The sequence below is a fragment of the Rhizobium sp. CRRU65 genome (genome assembly GCF_048551595.1).
Taxonomy (GTDB): domain Bacteria; phylum Pseudomonadota; class Alphaproteobacteria; order Rhizobiales; family Rhizobiaceae; genus Rhizobium; species Rhizobium leguminosarum_J.
The window spans coordinates 1-20,437 of record NZ_JBLYZH010000020.1 but is presented as its reverse complement, the minus strand read 5'-3'; the positions used below and the strand labels follow the sequence as shown (position 1 = coordinate 20,437).

General features: G+C 61.2%; 24 protein-coding genes and 1 tRNA gene. 17 read left to right on the top strand and 8 right to left on the bottom strand.

The genetic code is table 11. From position 1 onward, the window contains the following. The first annotated feature begins 93 nt into the window (after positions 1-93). Positions 94-321 carry a hypothetical protein gene (locus tag ACM5SV_RS30910; RefSeq protein ID WP_222017533.1) on the top strand — a complete coding sequence of 76 codons (228 nt, stop codon included), beginning with the start codon at positions 94-96 and terminating at the stop codon, positions 319-321. A gap of 104 nt (positions 322-425) precedes the next feature. Here ACM5SV_RS30910 and ACM5SV_RS30905 read toward each other — a convergent pair whose 3' ends face one another. Both ACM5SV_RS30905 and ACM5SV_RS30900 read right to left on the bottom strand, forming a co-directional pair. Next, the gene (locus ACM5SV_RS30905; RefSeq protein WP_221962958.1) at positions 426-629 is read right to left on the bottom strand and encodes a CsbD family protein; all 204 of its coding nucleotides are present in this window, start codon (positions 627-629) and stop codon (positions 426-428) included. A 266-nt stretch (positions 630-895) separates the two neighbouring features. Then, complete coding sequence (locus ACM5SV_RS30900; RefSeq protein WP_222017531.1) at positions 896-1,123, bottom strand: hypothetical protein; 228 nt, start codon at positions 1,121-1,123, stop codon at positions 896-898. A 268-nt stretch (positions 1,124-1,391) separates the two neighbouring features. On the opposite strand from ACM5SV_RS30900, the gene ACM5SV_RS30895 reads away from it, so the two are divergent. Both ACM5SV_RS30895 and ACM5SV_RS30890 read left to right on the top strand, forming a co-directional pair. Then, positions 1,392-1,586, top strand: a complete 195-nt coding sequence (locus ACM5SV_RS30895) for a hypothetical protein (protein ID WP_113545121.1) — start codon at positions 1,392-1,394, stop codon at positions 1,584-1,586. Positions 1,587-1,711: 125 nt separating this feature from the next. Further along, positions 1,712-1,912 (top strand): hypothetical protein, encoded by a 201-nt coding sequence (locus tag ACM5SV_RS30890; RefSeq protein ID WP_012757370.1) that lies wholly within the window; start codon positions 1,712-1,714, stop codon positions 1,910-1,912. 29 nt (positions 1,913-1,941) lie between these two features. Here the strand turns inward: ACM5SV_RS30890 and ACM5SV_RS30885 are convergent. Further along, a tRNA-Lys gene (locus ACM5SV_RS30885) sits at positions 1,942-2,017 on the bottom strand. Positions 2,018-2,248: 231 nt separating this feature from the next. Here ACM5SV_RS30885 and ACM5SV_RS30880 point away from each other — a divergent pair. The 12 genes from ACM5SV_RS30880 (at position 2,249) to ACM5SV_RS30825 (ending at position 13,365) form a co-directional block, all read left to right on the top strand. Then, positions 2,249-2,998: a cytochrome c biogenesis CcdA family protein gene (locus tag ACM5SV_RS30880; protein ID WP_222017529.1), complete on the top strand. Its 750-nt coding sequence runs from the start codon at positions 2,249-2,251 to the stop codon at positions 2,996-2,998. 183 nt (positions 2,999-3,181) lie between these two features. Then, the gene (locus tag ACM5SV_RS30875) at positions 3,182-3,952 is read left to right on the top strand and encodes an SDR family NAD(P)-dependent oxidoreductase (RefSeq protein WP_113545130.1); all 771 of its coding nucleotides are present in this window, start codon (positions 3,182-3,184) and stop codon (positions 3,950-3,952) included. A 111-nt stretch (positions 3,953-4,063) separates the two neighbouring features. Next, a complete protein-coding gene (locus tag ACM5SV_RS30870) occupies positions 4,064-4,858 on the top strand; it encodes a potassium channel family protein (protein ID WP_012757364.1) in 795 nt (264 codons plus the stop codon). Positions 4,859-5,138: 280 nt separating this feature from the next. Beyond that, complete coding sequence (locus tag ACM5SV_RS30865; RefSeq protein ID WP_222017526.1) at positions 5,139-5,645, top strand: Lrp/AsnC family transcriptional regulator; 507 nt, start codon at positions 5,139-5,141, stop codon at positions 5,643-5,645. After that, positions 5,642-6,805, top strand: coding sequence for a saccharopine dehydrogenase C-terminal domain-containing protein (locus tag ACM5SV_RS30860; RefSeq protein WP_222017524.1), 1,164 nt, complete (start codon positions 5,642-5,644; stop codon positions 6,803-6,805). Before ACM5SV_RS30865 ends, ACM5SV_RS30860 begins: the two co-directional genes overlap by 4 nt. Positions 6,806-6,897: 92 nt before the next feature. After that, the gene (locus tag ACM5SV_RS30855; protein WP_012757361.1) at positions 6,898-7,686 is read left to right on the top strand and encodes an ABC transporter substrate-binding protein; all 789 of its coding nucleotides are present in this window, start codon (positions 6,898-6,900) and stop codon (positions 7,684-7,686) included. Between the two features lie 113 nt (positions 7,687-7,799). Further along, positions 7,800-8,477 carry an amino acid ABC transporter permease gene (locus ACM5SV_RS30850; RefSeq protein WP_017994010.1) on the top strand — a complete coding sequence of 226 codons (678 nt, stop codon included), beginning with the start codon at positions 7,800-7,802 and terminating at the stop codon, positions 8,475-8,477. After that, positions 8,474-9,148: an amino acid ABC transporter permease gene (locus ACM5SV_RS30845; RefSeq protein WP_012757359.1), complete on the top strand. Its 675-nt coding sequence runs from the start codon at positions 8,474-8,476 to the stop codon at positions 9,146-9,148. The genes ACM5SV_RS30850 and ACM5SV_RS30845 overlap by 4 nt, the downstream gene beginning before the upstream one ends. Positions 9,149-9,177: 29 nt before the next feature. Then, positions 9,178-9,906 carry an amino acid ABC transporter ATP-binding protein gene (locus tag ACM5SV_RS30840; RefSeq protein WP_012757358.1) on the top strand — a complete coding sequence of 243 codons (729 nt, stop codon included), beginning with the start codon at positions 9,178-9,180 and terminating at the stop codon, positions 9,904-9,906. Between the two features lie 123 nt (positions 9,907-10,029). After that, positions 10,030-10,821, top strand: coding sequence for an SDR family NAD(P)-dependent oxidoreductase (locus ACM5SV_RS30835; protein WP_017994009.1), 792 nt, complete (start codon positions 10,030-10,032; stop codon positions 10,819-10,821). Positions 10,822-11,240: 419 nt separating this feature from the next. Beyond that, the gene (locus ACM5SV_RS30830; RefSeq protein WP_113545136.1) at positions 11,241-12,176 is read left to right on the top strand and encodes an MBL fold metallo-hydrolase; all 936 of its coding nucleotides are present in this window, start codon (positions 11,241-11,243) and stop codon (positions 12,174-12,176) included. Between the two features lie 226 nt (positions 12,177-12,402). Continuing rightward, complete coding sequence (locus ACM5SV_RS30825; protein WP_113545137.1) at positions 12,403-13,365, top strand: AEC family transporter; 963 nt, start codon at positions 12,403-12,405, stop codon at positions 13,363-13,365. Here ACM5SV_RS30825 and ACM5SV_RS30820 read toward each other — a convergent pair. The 5 genes from ACM5SV_RS30820 to cysG are packed head-to-tail and all read right to left on the bottom strand — an operon-like array spanning position 13,333 to position 18,538. After that, the gene (locus tag ACM5SV_RS30820) at positions 13,333-14,544 is read right to left on the bottom strand and encodes a UbiH/UbiF family hydroxylase (protein ID WP_222017521.1); all 1,212 of its coding nucleotides are present in this window, start codon (positions 14,542-14,544) and stop codon (positions 13,333-13,335) included. The two genes, ACM5SV_RS30825 and ACM5SV_RS30820, sit on opposite strands and share 33 nt — an antisense overlap. Before the next feature lie 38 nt (positions 14,545-14,582). Further along, positions 14,583-15,095, bottom strand: coding sequence for a DUF934 domain-containing protein (locus ACM5SV_RS30815; protein ID WP_003539420.1), 513 nt, complete (start codon positions 15,093-15,095; stop codon positions 14,583-14,585). Between the two features lie 10 nt (positions 15,096-15,105). Further along, the gene (locus tag ACM5SV_RS30810; RefSeq protein ID WP_419425470.1) at positions 15,106-16,776 is read right to left on the bottom strand and encodes a nitrite/sulfite reductase; all 1,671 of its coding nucleotides are present in this window, start codon (positions 16,774-16,776) and stop codon (positions 15,106-15,108) included. 8 nt (positions 16,777-16,784) lie between these two features. Continuing rightward, positions 16,785-17,099, bottom strand: coding sequence for a DUF2849 domain-containing protein (locus tag ACM5SV_RS30805; protein WP_012757352.1), 315 nt, complete (start codon positions 17,097-17,099; stop codon positions 16,785-16,787). Between the two features lie 2 nt (positions 17,100-17,101). Beyond that, positions 17,102-18,538 (bottom strand): siroheme synthase CysG, encoded by a 1,437-nt coding sequence (gene cysG / locus ACM5SV_RS30800; protein WP_222004713.1) that lies wholly within the window; start codon positions 18,536-18,538, stop codon positions 17,102-17,104. Positions 18,539-18,806: 268 nt separating this feature from the next. Here cysG and ACM5SV_RS30795 point away from each other — a divergent pair, with 268 nt between their 5' ends. Together ACM5SV_RS30795 and mazG are read left to right on the top strand one after the other, a co-directional pair. Further along, on the top strand, positions 18,807-19,394 hold the full coding sequence (locus ACM5SV_RS30795; protein ID WP_221971080.1) for a deaminase: 588 nt from the start codon (positions 18,807-18,809) through the stop codon (positions 19,392-19,394). 51 nt (positions 19,395-19,445) lie between these two features. After that, positions 19,446-20,285 (top strand): nucleoside triphosphate pyrophosphohydrolase, encoded by an 840-nt coding sequence (gene mazG, locus ACM5SV_RS30790; protein WP_222017519.1) that lies wholly within the window; start codon positions 19,446-19,448, stop codon positions 20,283-20,285. Positions 20,286-20,437: the final 152 nt, after the last annotated feature.

Genomic DNA, 20,437 nt, shown 5'->3' with positions numbered 1-20,437 from the left:
CCGACGCGGCGGCTGTTCAAGTGAGTAGCCGCTCACGGAACGATCAGGTCCGGATTTGGTTAATCCACATCCTCATCGCTAGCGGAGGCCACCATGTGGGCAATCCTCACCGGAGCCGCTCTCATCATCGGCGGAGTTCTTTTTCTCTTTACGTCGGCGCTTGGTCGAAGACCGAGTGATCCGCATCGAATGCCGCAAGGCGGCACCACGCTGGAACCCCGGCGCCAAGGCCTCAGGTTCCTCGGCCTATCGCAAAACTGGCCGGCGCTCACCGTGATCGCGCTCGGCGCCCTTCTCCTGGCTTTTGGCGGATATTCATGACATCCGACAGTCATCAGCCGGCTTAACTCCTTCGGCAGCAAAAACCCGGCTTTCACCGGGTTTTTGTTCGGTCATTACCAGGTCTGGCATTACCAAGTCTGGCATTACCAAGACTGGCGACCGGACCAGTCATCGATGTCGCGTTTAATACGGTCCTTTTCGATGCCATACCGCTCCTGGATCTTGCCTTCTAGCTGGTCGCGTTTGCCGGCGATCTGGTCGAGATCATCGTCGGTGAGTTTGCCCCACTGCTCCTTGACCTTGCCCTTCGCCTGCTTCCAGTTTCCTTCGATACGATTCCAATCCATGGTGGATTTCTCCTGTTGTTGATGAGGAGAAAACGGATCGCAGCGGAAGTTGGTTCCTATGTCTTAGCCAATTTCATAAACCGTCGCGTATCTGCGTCGACGCACGCAAACAACATCCCAAACCATGCTCGCAAGCGTTCGCCAGCAGTTGATCGTCCTCGGCTTCATCTCTTCCGAGAGCCTTCTGAAGCATCGAGACGCTCGATGTGACTGATCATCGATCTTTCACTGGCCTTCCCCTGCGATGCCTTTTAGCCGCTTGCATTTCAGTGTTTGAGCAAATGGGCACCTATAGTGCCGACCATAATGCGGAGATCATCTTTTGACCGCACCCCATGTTCGAACATGGAGATCAACTCTTGAGCTGCTTTGATTGCACTTGGGTTATCCTTGGAGCAGCAGCGTGCGGCGCACCATTCGTCATAGATGTCTTTGATCATTGTGAGGTCTTCTGGACCCAGTGCCGACTTGGAGCCGTGCATACCTTGAAACATCGCAATCCTCCCAGATGCTGACGTGACACGTAAACCACAACGAACTGATTTTATAACAACTTCCAGAAATTTCAATGGGTGGCCTGGCACCGAGTGAAGCTCAATTCCTGCGGGAAAGACGCAAGGCGCTACCATCTCAAATCTAACCCACACTCCAAACAAGAAAATCTGAAACAATTTTTGGATCGATAATAGATGTTGAAAATATTTACCTAGGCCTAATCAAATATTTCTTTGCGTGCTATACTGTACTAATGGGAGAGGAACAATGTCAATCAATGTATTCGTTAGCCTCTACAATTTAGGCGGCCTGGACGCACTTAACGTTTCTCTGCGAAGCCTTTCAGATGACGAAAGGCTTGGCGCTTTACTCTCGCTTGAGAAGATAGGGTACGAAGTGATCTGGAATGCCCAGAGAAAGCCGGCTTCTGCATATGTGTGGAGCGGGCCGAATGAGAACTAGTTGCCAGTGGGGCAAGGACCCATCACGACAATGGGGGTGGGACCTCACGACCTTGTGTCTCCCTTCACGCGCTTAAAAAGCAGAGGTTCCATCCTCCTACCGATCCGAAGGAAGTGAGGGCGATCATGATCCGATCCCAGATAGCCGACGCACAAACCGTGTTGAGCGACGAAGAAGTTGCCCTCTGCCAGAGAGTATTCGACCACATCAGCTCGATGCGACAAATCACAACAGACACCGAGCGCGAAGATCTTGCTCGGCGGGTTATCCATTCGTACCAGCATGGGGTGAAGGACGAGGGCGCGTTACTGCGACTGTTGATCTAAGATCGCGGCAGCTATCTTGAAGATTAAAATGGTGAGAGCGTCGGGGTTCGAACCCGAGACCTACTGATTAAAAGTCAGTTGCTCTACCAGCTGAGCTACGCTCTCCCTCTCCGCGGGTGTGACCACCCCGGCTGGAAGTGGGCGGAACATAGGCAGGCGACCCATGCCGGTCAACCGAAAATTTTGCCTTTTGCAAACGTTCGGCACATTTCTTGCGGGCGCCAAGACAAATGTCTTGCGTGCAGAGACAGATGTCTCGCGCGCGCAAAAAGGTGATTGGCAATCGCTTGCCTGCAAAGCTAGGAACATCACGCAGATTGCAGCCGGAGAGAATGCGTGTCGATTGCCGATATTTCCCTGTGGAGCGCGTTGATTGCCGGGGCGCTTTCCTTTCTGTCGCCCTGCGTGCTTCCCCTCGTCCCGCCCTATCTCTGCTATATGGCCGGCATCTCCGTCGAGCAGTTTCGCGGCGGCGGTGCAGTGGCGGTGGCGCCCGACGTCAGGCGCGGCGTATTCTTTTCCGCACTGCTCTTCACGCTCGGCTTTGCCACCGTCTTCGTAGCGCTCGGCGCCGGTGCTTCCAGCATCGGCATGGTGCTTCGCCAGCATCTCGACCTCCTGTCGAAGATCGGCGGGCTGATCATCATCGTCATGGGGTTGAACTTCCTTGGCCTCTTTCGAATCGGGGTGCTGGCGCGTGAGGCGCGCTTCCAGGGCAGCGGCAAGCCGGCGACGCTGACGGGCGCCTATATCATGGGCCTTGCCTTCGCCTTCGGCTGGACGCCCTGCATCGGCCCCGTGCTTGGCGCAATCCTCGGCGTTGCCGCCTCGCGCGAGACGGTCGGCTCCGGCGCCGGGCTGCTCGCCATCTATTCGCTCGGCCTTGCCATCCCCTTCTGGATCGCCGCCGGCTTTTCCGGCTCCTTCATGCGCTTCCTGTCGCGCTTCCGCCGCCATCTCGGCACGGTGGAAAAGGTGATGGGTCTGTTCCTCGTGCTGACCGGCCTCGCCTTCCTGTTCGGATGGGTCAGCAATGTGGCGATCTGGTTCCAGCAGACCTTTCCGATCCTGACGCAGATCGGCTAGGCCACCGGCTGCCGATTTTCCAGGCCATGGTGCAGGTGGTCGTCGTGTGCAGGTATCGGGAAAAGCGTCCCACGTTGCCGGATCGCCCATTGGTCAAAGGGACACTCCTCAGCATGCTGAGAATATCTGGCATCCGCACGCCGACACTGCCATAAATGGAGCTTCATCGAGGGAGGCATCGTGATGCAGAAGAATGCGCCGGACTTCAGCCTTGAGGGCAAGGTGACTTTGGTGACAGGAGCGAGCCGCGGCATCGGTCGAGCTTGCGCACTTGCCTGCGCCGCAGCAGGTTCCGATATTGTTTTAGGGGTCCGCGATGTCGCGGCGTCGGCGGACCTGGTTGCCGAACTCGAGGGCGCGGGCCGAAAAGTTCTCCCTGTTGAACTGGACATCCCCAACAAGGCCCATATCGCACAAGCCGTCGACGCGGCGCTTGCGACATTCGGCCGGATCGACGTCCTCGTCAACAACGTCGGCGTGGCTCCAGGCAATCTCGCGGAACTCGTCGAAGAGAAGGATCTTGACGAGATACTCGACGTCAACATCAAGGGTACCTTTCTGATGACGCAGGCTGTGGGCCGGCACATGATCAAGCGCAACGGCGGCAGGATCATCAACATCAGCTCACAGGCCGGCACCGTGGCACTGCGCGGCGAGGCAATCTATTGCATGAGCAAGGCGGCCATCAATCACCTCACGCGCTGCCTTGCAGCCGAATGGGCACGCTATGACGTCACCGTAAATACCGTATCGCCAACGTTCATTCACACCGATGGTACAGCACCTTTTCTATCCGATGCCGATAATCGCGAAGCGACGCTCGGTCACATTCCACTCGGCCGGATCGGTGAGACCGATGATGTGGTGGGTGCCGTCGTCTTCCTTGCATCACCGGCTGCGAGCCTGATTACCGGCGCTAATCTGCTGGTAGACGGTGGATGGTCCGTCGCCTGAGATCGAGGCGGCCCCTGCAGGGCAAGTCCTGTCCAGACGAGAACAACGATTTGCCGGACAAGGATCTCTTCGGCGACTTGCGGACGCCGATGAGGGATCTACATTCCCTGGATGAAAACTTTCGAATCCGACGACGGCTCTCTGCAGAATTCGCTTCGTCAGGTGCTGCGAGGGCTCGATAGGGCCGACGGCAGGCAGGCGATTGCCTTTCGGCTGGTATTTGCTGCCATTGACGTCGCCATTCTCGCCTTCTTCCTGCTCGGTCCGTACCTGCGATCCGGTCCGTCCTATCTGATCATCGACTATGCGATAGCAGTGTGGATCGCCGCCGAGATGGTCGGCCGGGCGGTCGCCGCATTCTCTTTGCGCGAGTGGATTCGGCGACCGATGACCTGGATCGACTTCGTGGTGCTGGCCACGCTGTTGCTGCCGGACCTGCTCTTCAATTTCGCTTTCCTGCGGATCATGCGGTTCTGGGCGATCGGCACCAGTCCGCTGCTCAAGGACTTGCTGCGCAAGGCCGGCTATTTGTACCTTCTCGACGTCGTCCGGGCGGTGATCAATCTCCTTGTGTTCCTCTTCATGGCAACCGGGTTCGTCTATACGTCCTTCTTCTACAACAGGGAGGGAAGCGAAGGATTCGTCGATGCGCTATACTTCACGGTCGCGACGGTGACGACGACGGGATTCGGAGACATCACGCTTCCGGGAACGCTGGGCAAGCTCACTTCCGTTGTGACGATGATCGTCGGCATCTCCCTATTCGTCAGGCTTGCTCAGGCAGTGGTCCGCCCTCACAAAGTGACCTATTCCTGTCACCGATGCGGCCTTCAGCGCCATGACGCCGACGCCGTTCATTGCAAGGCGTGCGGAGAGGTCTTGAACATACCGGACGAGGGATCGTGACCGTCGACCCTGGCTAGCCGATACGCCAGGAATTCGCACGCAGTCGTTGTCTGAGAGAGCGCCTCAAGATCGTATTGAACGTGGAATCTTGCGAGCGAGTTAATCGTCGCGGCAAAACGCCGACGGCCGCCTTGGCGTGCCTGGCCCTGAAGGGCCCGCATTCTCGTCGATTGAATGCCGAATGATTGATGTGCTTGCCTTTCAAAAGAAAATGCCTAGGATATCTTCAGTTTTATAAGAAATATCTTCAGATTTTTTCTATTTATGAAAGCCATGACCATTGCGAGAACATCTCGATCAGACCGACCGGCGACTGGTTAAACTGCTGTCGGAGGATGCGCAGCTTGGCGTCAATCGCCTCGCCGAGAAGATGGCGATCTCTGTTCCGACAGTGCGTATGCGCTTGCGAAACCTCCTGGGCCGCAACCTGCTCAAGATCGTCGGATTGCTGAACCTGACCGAGCGTCCGGAATTGATCTCGGCCATTGTCGGCATCAATGCCCAGGGGCGCGGGCAGGCCCGGAAACTGGCGGAACGCATCTCCGGGCTGCCTTTCGTGAACTCCGCCTGCGTGGTCACCGGGCGCTTCGACATTATCGTCGACGTGACAGTGGTCGGCGATGTCGCCGATCTCTACCGCGTCACCAGCGAGTTGATCCCGGGCGCGGGCGAGCCGGGCGAAGTCGTGCGCAGCGAGACCTTCGTCGTCATGGCATCATGCAACAAGTGGGTCAGCCTGCCGGAAGGTTGCTGGTCGGACGAGAATCCTCGAAAGGAAAGCGCGTGAAGATCGCGGTACTTGGCGGCCTCGGGTTGCAAGGGCGCGCCGCGATCACCGATCTCGTCGCCAGCGACGGTGTCGAGCGAGTGGTCTGTTTCGATACCGCGCCGGATGGCGCGGCCCTGCTTGCCGGACTGACAGACATTGGCCGCATTCGTTTCGTGGTGCCGGAAGGCCCGATCGGTCCAACGCTGGCGGATGTGATGGAGGACGCCGACGCGGTCATCGACCTCTTGCCGCAGCCGCTGATGCGCGAGGCGGTTCTCGCGGCGATCGCCACAGGCACGCCGCTCGTCACCACCAATTACGGCAAGGCCATCGCCGATCTCGATCCCGCGGCCACGACGGCGGGCGTTTCGATCATGACCGAATGCGGGCTCGACCCCGGCATCGATCTGGTGCTTTACGCGCGTGCCGCCAGGCAGTTCGACACCATCACCTCCATCGACTCCTATTGCGGCGGCATCCCCGAGCCGAAAGCGACGACCGAGCCGCTACGCTATAAGGTGAGCTGGAACTTCGACATGGTCTTGACGAGCCAGAATCGCGACAGCGTGCTGGTCGAAAACGGCGAACGGGTCGACGTGCCCGCCGCCCGGCAACACGACAACCGTTTCATCCATCAGATCGAGTTCGCGGGCCTCGGCAGGCTGGAGGCCTTTCCGAACGGCGATGCGCCGCACTATTCCGACATGCTCGGCCATGCCAAAGGGCTGCGGCGCGGTGGCCGCTATTCACTGCGTTGGCCGGGCTGGTCGGCTTTTTGGGCTCCGCTGAAGGAACTCGGCTTCCTCTCCGAAGCCAAGGTGCCGGGCATTGGCACCAGCCCGCGCGAATTTCTCGGCCGGATGCTCGGTCCGAAATTACAGTATGGTGTCGATGAGAAGGATCTTTGCGTGATGCGCAACGTGTTCTCCGGCAGCGAAGGCGGCCGCCGCAAGACAGTGACATCGGACCTGATCATAGAGCGCGACCTGACGTCCGGGCTGTTCGGCATGAGCCGCGGCGTCGGCTATCCCGCCAGCATCGTGGCGCAGATGTTGGCCCGCGGCGAGATCGCTAAGCCTGGCCTGCTCAACCCGCTGATGCATGTGCCGGACAGTCGCTTCCTCGACGAGTTGGCCAGGCGCGGCATCCGGGTTTCCGAGACGGTCAGCTGGGATTGAGAGTTTCGAACGCGGTCGCCGCCGGGAACGGCGCCGAGGTTCAAAAGGCACCCACGGGTGGGTAGGACAACGACAACCGGGAGGAATATGAAATGAACATTACCAAGTTTTTCGCCGCAGCGGTCGCGCTTGCCAGTATCGCCGCCGCCGCCAATGCCGGAACGCTCGACGACATCGCCAAGCGCGGCGAGCTGCGCGTCGCGGTGCAGACACAAGGCCCTCCCTTCTCGTTGGTCGACGCGGCCGGCGAACGGACCGGCAGCTCGGTCGAGCTCGCCGAATTGATGGCCAAGGAAATGGGCGTGAAGATCACCTTCCTTGATTTCGACTGGGATGGCCTGATCCCGGCGCTGTTGTCCGGAAAGGCCGATCTCCTGGTCGCCGACATGACGCCGACGCTGGCGCGGGGAATGAAGGTCGCCTTCACCAAGCCCTACATGTATACCGGCAGCACCGTCTTCACCAAGGCCGGCGGCAAGTTCAACACGACCGGAGACTGCAAGGCCAAGGGCACCAAGATCGCGGTACTGCTCGGTGCCACCGGCGAGAAAGAGGCCAAGGCCGCCTTTCCCGATGCCGAGATCAAGAGCTACAAGGGTGGCGGCCCGCTGCTGCTCGATGCCGTCAATAACGGCCAGGCCGATTGCGGCGTCAACGACGTCTCGGCGGTCAAGGGTCAGTCAACGGCTTATCCGGCCGGCAGCTTCACCATTATGCCCGACATGCTGTCGAAGGAGCCGTTGGCATTCGCCACGCGCTATGACGAACCGGACCTGTTGATCTGGATGAACCAGTTTCTCGACCAGGTCACCCTCGACGGCCGTCTGCAGAAAAACCTCGATTATTGGGTCAACTCCGACAACTGGAAGAAGGATCACTAAGCCCGACCCACGGTTCAAGCATCCATCTGATCCGGCCGGTTTCGCGCGCGCTTCGGCGTCGCGAGACCGTCCGGGACATTTCGTCTTCCGCCGTCTGGGATAGGCCATTCGCCATGCTCGAGAACTTCAGCTTCCGCGCCATCGTTGAATATCTGCCCTTGTTCGGGCAGGGTCTCTTCACGACGGTGTGGCTGTCGCTCCTCTCCTTCGCCGGTGCGCTCGCCGTTGGCATCGTGCTCGTCGCCATGAACCTGCAGCCCGCCCGGCTGTTTCGCCTTCCCGCCAAGGCTTTCATCGACGCGGTGCGGGCCACACCCTTGCTGGCGCAGCTCTATTTCCTCTATTTCGGTCTGCCTCGCCTCGGCTTCATCCTGCCGGAACTCGTTGTCGGCATTCTCGCCTTGTCGCTGAACAGCGGTGCCTATATTGCCGAGATCATCCGTGCCGGCATCCTGTCGATCCACCGAGGCCAGGTGGAGGCAGGCATCGCTTCGGGTATGACCTTCATCCAACGCATGCGCTTCGTCATCCTGCCGCAAGCCTTCAAGGTGACGATTCCACCATTGCTCGGCCAAGCGATCGTGCTGGTCAAGGATTCGGCCTTGCTATCGTTGATTTCGGTCGCCGAACTGACCCGTGCCGGGCAACTCCTCGCCTCCGACCGCTTCATGCCCGCCGAAGGGTTCATGACCATCGCGGCCTTCTACCTCCTGCTCTATTACGGCCTGAAGGGGCTAGCGGCGCTATCCGCGTACTGGCTCGGATTGGCGCCGACAGGAGCGCGGACATGATCTGGCAGCAGTTGCAGAGCCTCGCCGGCAGCTATCCCCTCGCCTTGCGTGGCCTCGGCATGACCGTCGCGTTGTCGCTGATTAGCCTGGTGCTCGGTACGCTGATCGGCTTTTGCCTCGGCATCCTTCGGACTGGTGGAAGCCGGCTTTTAAGCGCAGCGATCGGCTCCTGGGTCGACCTGATCCGCGGCACGCCGTTCCTGGTGCAGATCTTTCTGATATTCTTCATTCTGCCGGAATTCGGCATCGAGCTAGACGCCTTCAGTGCCGGCATCATTGCCCTGACAAACCTCGCGGCTTGTTTTATCTGCGAGATCGTCGCCGCCGGCATCCGCGCCGTTCCAACCGGCCAGATCGAGGCGGCGCTGGCGTCCGGGCTGTCACGGTGGCAGAGGATGCGCCAGGTCGTGCTGCCGCAGGCAATGCGGATCGTGTTGCCGCCACTGGTTGGCCAGTACGTGCTGCTGATCAAGGATTCCTCCGTCGTCTCGGCCATCGGGCTCACCGACCTCACGCGGGTCGGCTGGCTGGTGGTGCAGCGGGTGCCGAATGGCCTCCTGGTCTTCTTCCTGGTCGGCGTGGGTTATTTCATTGTCTGCTATCCGCTCATCATGCTCGCCCGCCGTCTGGAGCTTCGAATGGGCGCGGCCCATGGCGAGGTGCGATTGTGACGCCGCAGAATCCGAAAGGTTGAACCAGCATGATCGAGTTTCGCGCCGTCAATAAATGGTTCGGCCCACTTCATGTACTCAAGGATATCACGCTCGACGTCGCGCCGCGCGAGGTCGTCGTCGTCTGCGGTCCATCCGGCTCGGGCAAGAGCACCTTGATCCGTTGCGTGAACGGTTTGGAGACGATCCGTGACGGTGACTTGGTTGTCGACGGTCAGCGTCTCGGCGACCGCACCACCAACATGACACTATTGCGCGCGGAGATCGGCTTTGTCTTCCAGTCGTTCAATCTCTATCCGCACAAGACAGCGCTGGAGAACGTCACGCTGGCGCCGATGCACGTGCGCAAGATCCCGCGCGCCGAAGCGGAGAAGGCCGGCCGCGAGCTGCTGGCCAAGGTCGGGCTCGCGGACAAGGTCGATGCTTACCCCGCGCAACTGTCGGGCGGCCAGCAGCAGCGTGTCGCCATCGCGCGCTGCCTCGGCATGCGCCCCAAGATCATGCTGTTCGACGAACCAACCTCGGCGCTCGATCCCGAGATGATATCGGAAGTGCTCGATGTCATGGTCGCCGTAGCGGAGGAAGGCATGACGATGATGGTGGTGACCCACGAAATGGGCTTCGCCCGCAAGGTCGCGCAACGCGTGGTGTTCATGGACGCCGGCGCCATCGTCGAAAGCGGCACGCCGGATGAATTCTTCGCCCACCCGAAGACCGACCGCAGCCGCGCCTTCCTCGGCAAGATCCTGCGCCACTAGATGTTTAGTCCCGCCCGTTGATCGGTTCCTTCTCCTACGCGAAAGGATTATCCGCATCGTTGGCTGTTGCGAGACCGGCCGCCAGTTCATACGTTCTGTCATCCAACCTCAAAGGAGCAGAAGATGCAGATCGACCTTACAGGCAAGACCGCTCTGGTTACCGGATCCACCGAAGGCATTGGATACGCAATCGTCCGCCAGCTCGCGAGGGCGGGGGCGAACGTGGTGGTCAACGGCCGGTCCGAGGAAAAGACCGCGAAGGCCGCCGACCGCCTGAAAGGCGAAGGCGCCAAGGGAAGCGTAACCGCGGCGGCAGCGGATCTCGCAACCGCTGGCGGATGTAACGCTCTTGTCGCCCAGGTTCCTCACGTGGACATCCTCATCAACAACGCGGGCATCTTCCAGCCGCTAGACTTCTTCGATGCGGACGACGAGGTATGGGACCGCCACTGGCAGGTGAACGTCATGTCCGCCGTCAGGCTTTCGCGCGCATATCTTCCGGGCATGCAGAAGCTCGATTGGGGCCGCGTCATCTTCATCGCGTCGGAATCCGGCTTTAACATACCGGTCGAGATGATCCACTACGGTGTCAGCAAGACCGCAGACATCGCGGTTGCCCGCGGCCTTGCCAAACGCATGGCCGGCACAGGCGTCACCGTGAACTCCGTCCTTCCCGGCCCCACGCTGTCGGAAGGCGTCGAGGCGATGCTCGCCGAGGAACGTGCGAGGACAGGGAAACCGATCGAGGAGGTGGCGGCGGACTTCGTCAAGAAGCACCGCGCCGGTTCGATCATCCAACGCGCCGCGAGCGTCGAGGAAATCGCCAATCTCGTCACCTATCTGGCCTCCCCTTTAGCGTCCGCAACGACTGGAGCTTCGATGCGTGTGGACGGAGGCCTGATCGACACGCTCTGACGGACTCCACCTACCGGCCACTGCATCGTCTTCGTCGGAAGGTGTCTCCGCGATGCGCTGCAGTGGCGGGCTATTTGGCAGCTTTCCGAAGCGGCTTTCGCGCGCCCGCCGTGGTCCGTTGGCCCGGCAAGGTGCCTCCCGGCGGCGTGGAAAACGGCATCATGTCCGGCCTCGACTGTCAAAAGTGACATTTGTGGCGAGCCCATTTATAGGCTTGCCGCGTTCGCTGAGCTGATCGACTCCGCGCTCATCAGCACGCCGCCGGCAGTAAAAAGCGAGGCCCGCACCTATGCCGTGGTATGGCTTGCCCTGTCCCTCGGCCCCACCCGCTCTTATCCCTCGACCCAATCGATCGCAAACACGCCTCCATGTAGCGTCGTCGATGCCGTGTTTAAGGCGGCGGTCAGAAGGAGACGAACATGAACCTTGAGACAAAGATGAGCCTGGACAACACTGCACACACCGGCAGACCTCGGCTCGACGAATTGGTTCCGTCGCGCTACGCGGTGCGGGTCGGCGAAATTGAGGTGCTGGTGGTCAGCGATGGCGTGCTACCGCTCCCTACCGCGATGCTGGGCCACAACATCGATCCCACCGTCCGAGCGGCCTGGCTGAAAGACATGTTCCTGCCAGTGGACGCTTTCGACTGGGCGCTGAACGTGGTCGTGGTGCGCAGCGGCGACCAGACCATACTCCTCGACGCCGGGCTGGGGATCGACCCGGACTTGCACCTGCCGCGGGCCGGGCAGTTGATCAAGCGATTGGAAGCCGCCGGCATCGATCTTGCGTCGGTGACCGACGTGGTGCTGACCCACATGCACATGGACCATATTGGCGGGCTGCTGGTCGACGGGGTGAAGGACCAGCTACGTCCGGACCTGCGGATCCACGTGGCCGCCGCCGAGGTCAAGTTCTGGGAGGCGCCCGATTTTTCCCGGGTCTCCATGCCGCCGGGGTTCCCGGACGCGCTTCGGGCGACCGCCAAGCGGTTCGCCAAAGAGTATCACAGCCATTTCAGGCTGTTCGATGACGAGTACGAGGTGGCGCCGGGCGTGGTCGTCCATCGCACCGGCGGGCACACCCCCGGGCACAGCGTGATCCGCCTGGCGTCCGGCGGCGACAGGCTGATGTTTGCCGGCGACGCCGTGTTTGCGGTCGGGTTCGAACACCCCGACTGGTACAATGGCTTCGAACACGACCCCGAGGAGGCAGTCCGCGTTCGCCTCCGTCTTCTGCGGGAACTGGCGGATACCGGCGAGCAGCTGGTGGCCACTCACCTGCCGTTCCCGTCTGTCGGCCGGGTGGCGGCCGACGGCGACGCCTTTCGCTGGGTAGCGGCCTTCTGGGACTACTGATCGCTTGTTGGGTTGGGATCTTAGAGCGTGTACTCATCGCGTGAATGAGTCCACGCTCTAGTGGTTTGTTTTTTGAGCACTTCCGAACGCTAAACCGCTACACAGTTTCGCAGGAATTGCTCTTGTTACTGCGCAATTCCGGACGCAAAAACCGCTACACACTTTTGCTGGAATTGCTTAAGTCAGATCCAGACCCGCCGATCACTCCCGCGCCCTGGAAGACCTCTTGGCCGATATTGTCAGCCTGCTTTTGCCGTTCTTCGGCCTGATCCTGATCGGTTACATCGCCGCCAAGGCGACCAAGCAGCCGGCCGAAGCGCTCGGCTGGCTGAATACCTTCATCATCTATGCCGCCCTGCCCGCTCTGTTCTTCAAGCTCGTCTCGCGCACGCCGATCGAAGAGCTGACGCGCGTCGATTTCATCGTCACCGATATCGCGGCGACCTATGCGGTCTTCATCCTGCTTTTCGTCATCGGCCGCGTCGTGCGCGGCAATTCGCTCGCCGACTGCACCATCCAGTCCTTTGCCGGCGCCTATGGCAATATCGGCTATATGGGGCCGGGCCTGGCACTCTTGGCGCTCGGCGAAGGCGCGGCCGTGCCGGTGGCGCTGATCATCTGCTTCGAAAACGCGCTGCATTTCATCGTGGCGCCGGCGCTGATGGCGGCGGCCGGCGACGACAAGCGTTCAACAAGCCAGCTTGTCGCCGATATCGTGCGGAAGGTCGCGCTGCATCCCTTCATCCTGTCGACGGCGCTGGGCTTTGCTGTTGCCGCCTTGCACATCGACCAGCCGCCGGCGTTTCAGCGCCTGGTCGATTACCTCGCCCAGGCGGCGGCGCCCTGCGCGCTCTTTGCCATGGGGGTGACGCTGGCGCTGCGGCCGCTGAAGCGGATCCCGGCTGAGATCTCCTATATCGTGCCGGCGAAGCTGATCCTGCATCCGATCGCGGTTTTCATTGCGCTGACAGCGGTTGGTGGTTTCGAGCCAGTGTGGATCCAAGCGGCCGTGCTGCTTGCCTGCCTGCCGACTGCGACGAACGTCTTCGTCATCGGCCAGCAATATGGCGTCTGGCAGGAACGGGCCTCGGCGACGATCCTGATCACCACGGTGCTTTCAGTGGTGACGGTTTCGCTCTGGCTGATCGTGATCCGATCAGGCCTTCTTCCGCTTCAGCTTTTCCCGTAGCGCATCCGGAATATCGCGGAAGCCGCGGCCTGGTTCGATGCCCTCGCGCATGACGATGTTGCGCAGCGGCGGTATGGCCGAGAGGATATGCAGGCCGGCAGCCCGCAGCATCTGGACGGGCAGGAAATCCGAGAGCAGCGACCGATTGAGAATATCGACGCTTGCCGTGCGCGTCATGATGTCGGCGCGGCGCCTGCGGTCGAAGCTTTCGCCGGCGTCGGCCGGCACCGGCAATTCCGCCCGGTCGCAGAGGATATCGGCAAGCGCCATGATATCGCGCAGGCTGAGGTTCAGCCCCTGCGCCCCGATCGGCGGGAAGACATGGGCGGCCTCGCCGATCAGCGCGATTCGCCCCTTGCCGAAACGATGCGCCATCATACCGGAGAGCGGCCAGACCTGGACGCCCTCCTCAACATCAACCTTGCCGAGCATGGACTGCATGCGCGCCTCGACAAGAGCGCCGAGCTCGGCAAGCAGCAATTCCGAGCGGCTCGCCGCCTCAGCGGGATCCTGCACCCAGACGAGGCTGGAGCGGCTTCCCGGCAGCGGCACCTGGGTGAAGGGGCCGTGTTTGGTGTGGAATTCGGTCGAGATGTTCTGGTGCGGCAGCGAATGGGCGAAGTTCAGCACCATGGCCGATTGCGGATAGGACCAGTTGCGCACAGTAATGCCTGAGGTCTCGCGCAGCTTCGAGCTGCGGCCATCGGCGCCGACGGCAAAATCGGCCGACAGCGTCTCGCCGCCGGAAAGCCGGATCGAGACAGCCTCGGCTGATATTTCGATCGATTCGGCCATATCGGTGAAGTGGGTGATATTGCCCTCGCCGGCCGCAGCCTCTTCGAGAATGCCGGTCAGCGCCTTGTTGGGGAAATTGTAGCCGAAGGCATCGAGGCCGACCTCGGCCGCGCGGAAGGTGGTCGTCGGCGCGCGCAGCAGCCGATCGGTGCCGTCGACGATGCGCATGCTGGTGAGAGGGGCGGCTGCGGGGCGGAGCTTTTCCCAGAGCGCCAGGCGGTCGAGGAAGCGGATCGACTGATCCATCAGCGCCGTTGTGCGCCGATCGTCCTTGGGAGCGAGGGGTGCCACCAGCGCGACATTGCGACCGCCGCGCGCCAGCGCGATTGCGGCGATCATGCCGGCGAGACCGCCACCGATCACCGCTACTTCGAATCTCTTCATGCTACCGTTCCGTCAAGGTAAAACGGCTGACCGGCCGCTTATGCGGCCGGCTTCGCCTGACGGCGCCAACTATAGCCCTTGCCGGCTTCGGCGTCACGCACCGCCGGCTGATAATGATGGGGAATGGCGGGAAGACGGTTTTCGGAAAGCCGCTTCAGCGCCGTGGCGTTGGTGACGGAAAAGCTGTCGATGCCGACGCGCAGCATCAGCGGCACCTGATCGATCAGCACGTCGCCGACGGCACGCAGCTCATTGGTGTAGCCGAGGCGCTGGCGCAGCAGCGAGGCATGGCTGAAGGCGCGGCCGTCGTTGAAAGCCGGAAAGGCGACGGCGACGATTTCGAGGCGATCGAGATAGGGCTCCAGCCGGCGCACGTCGTCGGCCGGCTTGATCAGCACGCCGAGGCCCACGTCGTTGCTTTCGTCGGCCTTGGCAATCAGTTCGTCGAGACCGAGCAGCGGCTTCTGCTCCTCGGTCGCCTTCACCTCGTCGGTTTCGATCACCCAGGGATCGTTTTCGACAAAGCCGGTTTCTCTCCAGATCTTCGTCATCATCCCCTCCTTATGCCGCTTCGGCGGCCGAGCCGTAGAGCGCAGTCTTGAAAGGCTGCGGTCCGACGCGGCGATAAGCGGCGAGGAAGTTCTCGGATTGATCGAGGCGCAGGCCGAGATAGGTGTCGACGATCGTCTCGATCGCGTCGGTCACGCGGTCCGGCTCGAAGCCGCGGCCGATGATTTCGCCGATCGAGGTATGTTCGTCGCCGGAGCCGCCAAGCGTGATCTGGTAGAGTTCGGCGCCCTTCTTCTCGACACCGAGCAGGCCGATATGGCCGACATGGTGATGGCCGCAGGCATTGATGCAGCCAGAGATCTTGATCTTCAGCTCACCGATCTCGGCCTGGCGTTCGGCATTGCCGAAGCGGCGGGAGATTTCCTGCGCCAGCGGAATGGATCGCGCATTGGCGAGCGCGCAGTAGTCCAGCCCAGGACAGGCAATGATATCGGTGATCAGGCCGGCATTGGCTTCGGCCAGATCGATGGCGACGAGGCCGCGATAGACTGCTTCGAGATCGGCAAGCGCCACATGCGGCAGGATCAGGTTCTGCTCATGGCTGACGCGGATTTCGTCGAAGGCATATTCCTCGGCAAGATCAGCGATCGCGTCCATCTGCGCATCCGAGGCGTCGCCCGGAATGCCGCCGATCGGCTTCAACGAGATCGTCACCATGCCGTAATCGGGGTTCTTGTGCGGCTGCACGTTTTGCTGGACCCAGCGGGAGAAACCGGAATCTGCCTTCTTCCAGCGGGCAAGGTTTTCCCAGCCTTCGGCGCGCTCGGGCAGATCAGGCGGCGCGAAATAGGCAGCGATCGACTGCACGTCCTTTTCCGGCAGCTTGAGCTCGGTATCCTTCAGCGCGGCGAATTCGGCTTCCACCTGGCGCGTCAGTTCCTCGGTGCCGGTTTCGTGCACGAGGATCTTGATGCGGGCCTTGTATTTGTTGTCGCGGCGGCCGTGCAGATTGTACACGCGCACGATGGCCGTGGTGTAGGAGAGCAGGTCTTCCTCGGGCAGGAAGTCGCGGATCAGCTTGGCGATCATCGGCGTACGGCCCTGGCCGCCGCCGACATAGACGGCAAAGCCGATCTCGCCCTTGTCGTTCGTCTTCACGTGCAGGCCGATATCATGGACCTGGATTGCGGCGCGGTCGCGCTCGGCTCCGGTGACGGCGATCTTGAACTTGCGCGGCAGGAAGGAGAATTCCGGGTGGACCGACGACCACTGGCGCAGGATTTCGGCGTAAGGACGCGGATCGGCGATCTCATCGGCGGCGGCACCGGCGAAGTGATCGGCCGTGACGTTTCTGATGCAATTGCCCGAGGTCTGCAGCGCATGCATCTCGACGCTGGCAAGGTCGGCAAGCGCATCGGGAATGTCGGACAGTTTCGGCCAGTTGAACTGCAGGTTCTGGCGCGTGGTGAAGTGGCCATAGCCGCGGTCATAGGTGCGGGCGATATGGGCGAGCATGCGCAGCTGGCGGGAGCTCAGCGTGCCATAGGGAATGGCAATGCGCAGCATGTAGGCGTGAAGCTGCAGGTAGACGCCGTTCATCAAGCGCAGCGGCTTGAACGCGTCCTCGGCGAGCTCGCCGGAAAGGCGGCGCTCGACCTGATCGCGAAACTGCTCGACGCGCTCGGTAACAAAGGCATGGTCAAATTCGTCGTAACGGTACATCGTCTTCCTCAGACTGCAATGAATTCGGGATCGGCAGGAGCGTAGCCCGGGGCATATTCCATGGTCGGGCCCTGCGCGCGGATGCGCTCGCGAAGGCGAAGCGGCCAGAGAATGCCGTTGGTTTCCTGAACGTCGACAACGGCGACGTCAACCACCTCGTTGTCGGCATAGGATTTCTTGCCGATCGCCTCCAGCGCCTCAACGGCCTCGGCATGACGGGCAACAAGCGCCTCCTGCAGCGAGGTGGACCACTTCCCGTTCGCATCCAGCCAGACGGCAATGCCGTCCGTCAGCCGGTTGGCGGTCAGAACCTTGTCACCCATATTCAGCTCCTTGCAAGTTCCTCGAGCCGGGCGTTTGCGCGCACCAAGGGCTCGGACAGTTCGAAATTGGCACCGGCGACCGCATCGCCGATGATGACCATGACGGGCCCGGTCAACTCGTCGCGGTGCTGCAGATCGGGCAGATCGGCGAGCGTGCCATGCAGCAGGCGGCGATCGGCGCGGCTGGCATTTTCGATGACGGCGACGGTGGTCTCAGACGGAATGCCCGCCTGCATCAGCCGCTCGGCAACGGAGGCGGCAACCGTGCGGCCCATATAGACGGCGATCGTCGCGCCGGAAACGGCAAGGCTTGCCCAATCGGGCAGCACGTCGCCGGTGAGATCATGGCCGGTCGTGAAGACCAGCGAGGAGGCGACGCCGCGCAGCGTCAGCGGCAGCTCGAAATCGGCAGCGGCGGCGAAAGCCGAGGTGATGCCGGGCACGACCTCATAGGTGACGCCGGCGGCGCGCAGTGCCGCCATCTCTTCGCCAGCCCGGCCATAGACCAGGGGATCGCCGGATTTCAGACGGACGACACGCTTGCCCTGGCGGCCGAGATCGACCAGCAGGTCGTTAATCTCTTCCTGGGACTTCGAATGGCAGCCCTTGCGCTTGCCGACGGAAAGCCGCTCGGCATCGCGGCGGCCCATATCGACGATCGCCTGCGGCACCAGCGCGTCATAGACGATGACGTCGGCTTCCATCATCACGCGCTGGGCGCGCAGCGTCAGCAGATCCTCGGCACCCGGACCGGCGCCGACCAGCCAGACGTGGCCGGCGACCTTGTCCATCGCGTGCAGCAGCCGGTCGGCGGCATGGCGGGCCTGCGGCAGGTTGCCGTTGGCGACCGCATCGGCAACGGCGCCGGAGAAGAAACGGCGCCAGAAGACCCGGCGGGAGACGCCTCTGGGAATCAGTTGTTCGACGGACTTGCGGTAGCTCGTCGCCAGCCCGGCAAGACGGCCGAGCGAGGGCGAAAGAAGCTGGTCGATCTGCGCGCGGATCATCTGCGCCAAAACCGGCCCTGCCCCTTCCGTGCCGATCGCCACTGCGACGGGGGCGCGGTTGACCAGCGCCGGCGTGAAGAAATCGCAGTAATCGGGTTGATCGACGGCATTGGCCGGAATTCTGGCGGCACGTGCAGCATCGACGATGCTGCGGTCGTCAGCTTCATCGCCGGTTGCGGCGAAGACGAGCGCCGAACCCTCGACCTGTTCGGCTGCGAAGGCAGCGCGTACGGTCTCGATCCGGTTGGCGATCAGGAAAGCGTGGTAATCGGCTTCCGGCCGGTCGGCATAGGCGATAATCCGCGCCCGCGTGTTGAGCAGCAGCCGCACCTTGGCGAACGCTTCGTCGCCATTGCCGAAGACAGCCGTCTTCTGGCCTTCCACGCGAAAGAAGGCGGGAAATACCGAAAGCTGTTCAGTCTTGGAAGGCATCATCAATCCACTTCGAGGTTGCCGGAATATGCCCTTGATCGACAAGGGATTGAAGGAACAGAAATTCGAAAGCCCAAGCAAGCAGGTATTCTTTTGCTCGTGCTGTCAGTGATTTGAGAAAAGTCACCCGTGCGTCCCAAAAGCCGCATGTTCCCAGCCCGCTTGCTGCGGTGCAGTATAAAGCCTGTGACAAAAGACGTCCACCGGTGCTTGACGCATTTCACTCGCGCCGCCAAGGCGATAGACTGAGGAAAACTGGAGTGTCCTCATGCCTGATAAGACCATTGCCTCCCGTCTGCTTTCGGTCATGGAAGACGATATCCTGCCGCTGACGGAGCTTGGCGTTTCGCTTGGCAATAAGGTGTTCGGTGCGGCGATCTTAAGGAAATCCGATCTTTCGCTTGTCGTCGCCGAGACCAATAACGAGCTGGAAAATCCGCTCTGGCACGGCGAGGTGCATACGCTGAAGCGTTTCTACGAGCTTGGCGACAAGCCGCCGACCAAGGATCTGATCTTCCTTTCGACGCACGAACCCTGCACCATGTGCATGTCGGCGATCACCTGGGCCGGCTTTGACAATTTCTATTATTTCTTCAGCCACGAGGATTCCCGCGACGCCTTTGCCATTCCGCACGACCTGAAAATCCTGAAGGAAGTCTTCGGGCTTGAACCCGGCGGCTACCGCAGGCAAAACGCCTTCTGGAACAGCTTTGCCATCGCCGATCTCGTCGAGACCGAAGAGGCTCAGCTGAAAAACGCGCTGAAGACGCAGACCGCCCGCATCAAGGCGCGCTACGACGCGCTGTCGACCAGCTATCAGTCGTCGAAGAGCGCCAACGACATTCCCTTGAACTGAGGGCCCCTGAACTGAGGGCCTCTGAACTGAAGCCTGCTGAACCGAGGCAACATGGAACCTTCCAAAGACATTTCCCGGCTGATCGAGATCATGGCGGCGCTACGCCATCCCGAAACCGGCTGCCCCTGGGACATCGTGCAGAGTTTCGAGACGATCAAGCCCTATACGATCGAGGAGGCCTATGAGGTCTCCGACGCGATCGAGCGCGGCGACATGGACGATCTCTGCGACGAGTTGGGCGACCTGCTGCTGCAGGTGGTCTTTCACGCCCGCATGGCCGAGGAGGCCGGCGAATTTTCCTTCGGCGACGTGGTCAACGCCATCACCGCCAAGATGATCCGCCGCCACCCGCACGTCTTTGCCCGCTCGGCGGCGGATACGCCGGACGCGGTGAAGAGACAATGGGACGAGATCAAGCAGGCGGAGAAACGCGAGCGCGCCGAGCGACGGTCACGGCGCGGCATCACCGAGGATTTCAACAGCGGGTTCCTTGGATCCGTGCAACGTAGCTTCCCGGCTCTAACGGAAGCACTGAAGCTGCAGGAACGCGCCGCCAAGGTCGGCTTCGACTGGTCAGCGCCCGAGCCGATCCTCGACAAGATCGAGGAGGAGATCGGTGAATTGCGGGCAGCCCTTCGCGAAGGCGATCAGGCAAAGGTCAGCGACGAACTCGGCGATCTGATCTTCGCGGTCGTCAATATCGGGCGACATGTGAAGGCTGATCCGGAACAGGCAGTGCGCGGCACGAATACGAAATTCCGGCGCCGGTTCAGTCATATAGAACAGGTTCTTGAAGCAGAAGGCGAGACACTGGAAGCTGCAAGCCTTGAACGTATGGAAGAAATCTGGCAGGCGGCGAAGGCAATCGAGCGGGCGATCGTGGCGGAGTGAGTTATCGCCTGTCCGTTCGCGCAGATGGCTGCCCCTCACCCTAACCCTCATATGCGCTAGGTTTAGCCCTGGACATAAGGAATCTGGTTGTGATTCAAGCTTTGGATGAAGATTCGTCCTGAGGTTTTGGATCATTGGCCGGAAGTGCGCGA

Excerpts from the sequence above, each read along its gene's own strand:
- ACM5SV_RS30910 (WP_222017533.1), top strand. The coding sequence starts at position 94 with ATGTGGGCAATCCTCACCGGAGCCGCTCTCATCATCGGCGGAGTTCTT.
- ACM5SV_RS30905 (WP_221962958.1), bottom strand. The coding sequence starts at position 629 with ATGGATTGGAATCGTATCGAAGGAAACTGGAAGCAGGCGAAGGGCAAG.
- ACM5SV_RS30900 (WP_222017531.1), bottom strand. The coding sequence starts at position 1,123 with ATGTTTCAAGGTATGCACGGCTCCAAGTCGGCACTGGGTCCAGAAGAC.
- ACM5SV_RS30895 (WP_113545121.1), top strand. The coding sequence starts at position 1,392 with ATGTCAATCAATGTATTCGTTAGCCTCTACAATTTAGGCGGCCTGGAC.
- ACM5SV_RS30890 (WP_012757370.1), top strand. The coding sequence starts at position 1,712 with ATGATCCGATCCCAGATAGCCGACGCACAAACCGTGTTGAGCGACGAA.
- ACM5SV_RS30875 (WP_113545130.1), top strand. The coding sequence starts at position 3,182 with ATGCAGAAGAATGCGCCGGACTTCAGCCTTGAGGGCAAGGTGACTTTG.
- ACM5SV_RS30870 (WP_012757364.1), top strand. The coding sequence starts at position 4,064 with ATGAAAACTTTCGAATCCGACGACGGCTCTCTGCAGAATTCGCTTCGT.
- ACM5SV_RS30855 (WP_012757361.1), top strand. The coding sequence starts at position 6,898 with ATGAACATTACCAAGTTTTTCGCCGCAGCGGTCGCGCTTGCCAGTATC.
- ACM5SV_RS30850 (WP_017994010.1), top strand. The coding sequence starts at position 7,800 with ATGCTCGAGAACTTCAGCTTCCGCGCCATCGTTGAATATCTGCCCTTG.
- ACM5SV_RS30845 (WP_012757359.1), top strand. The coding sequence starts at position 8,474 with ATGATCTGGCAGCAGTTGCAGAGCCTCGCCGGCAGCTATCCCCTCGCC.
- ACM5SV_RS30840 (WP_012757358.1), top strand. The coding sequence starts at position 9,178 with ATGATCGAGTTTCGCGCCGTCAATAAATGGTTCGGCCCACTTCATGTA.
- ACM5SV_RS30835 (WP_017994009.1), top strand. The coding sequence starts at position 10,030 with ATGCAGATCGACCTTACAGGCAAGACCGCTCTGGTTACCGGATCCACC.
- ACM5SV_RS30830 (WP_113545136.1), top strand. The coding sequence starts at position 11,241 with ATGAACCTTGAGACAAAGATGAGCCTGGACAACACTGCACACACCGGC.
- ACM5SV_RS30820 (WP_222017521.1), bottom strand. The coding sequence starts at position 14,544 with ATGAAGAGATTCGAAGTAGCGGTGATCGGTGGCGGTCTCGCCGGCATG.
- ACM5SV_RS30815 (WP_003539420.1), bottom strand. The coding sequence starts at position 15,095 with ATGACGAAGATCTGGAGAGAAACCGGCTTTGTCGAAAACGATCCCTGG.
- ACM5SV_RS30810 (WP_419425470.1), bottom strand. The coding sequence starts at position 16,776 with ATGTACCGTTACGACGAATTTGACCATGCCTTTGTTACCGAGCGCGTC.
- ACM5SV_RS30805 (WP_012757352.1), bottom strand. The coding sequence starts at position 17,099 with ATGGGTGACAAGGTTCTGACCGCCAACCGGCTGACGGACGGCATTGCC.
- cysG (WP_222004713.1), bottom strand. The coding sequence starts at position 18,538 with ATGCCTTCCAAGACTGAACAGCTTTCGGTATTTCCCGCCTTCTTTCGC.
- ACM5SV_RS30795 (WP_221971080.1), top strand. The coding sequence starts at position 18,807 with ATGCCTGATAAGACCATTGCCTCCCGTCTGCTTTCGGTCATGGAAGAC.
- mazG (WP_222017519.1), top strand. The coding sequence starts at position 19,446 with ATGGAACCTTCCAAAGACATTTCCCGGCTGATCGAGATCATGGCGGCG.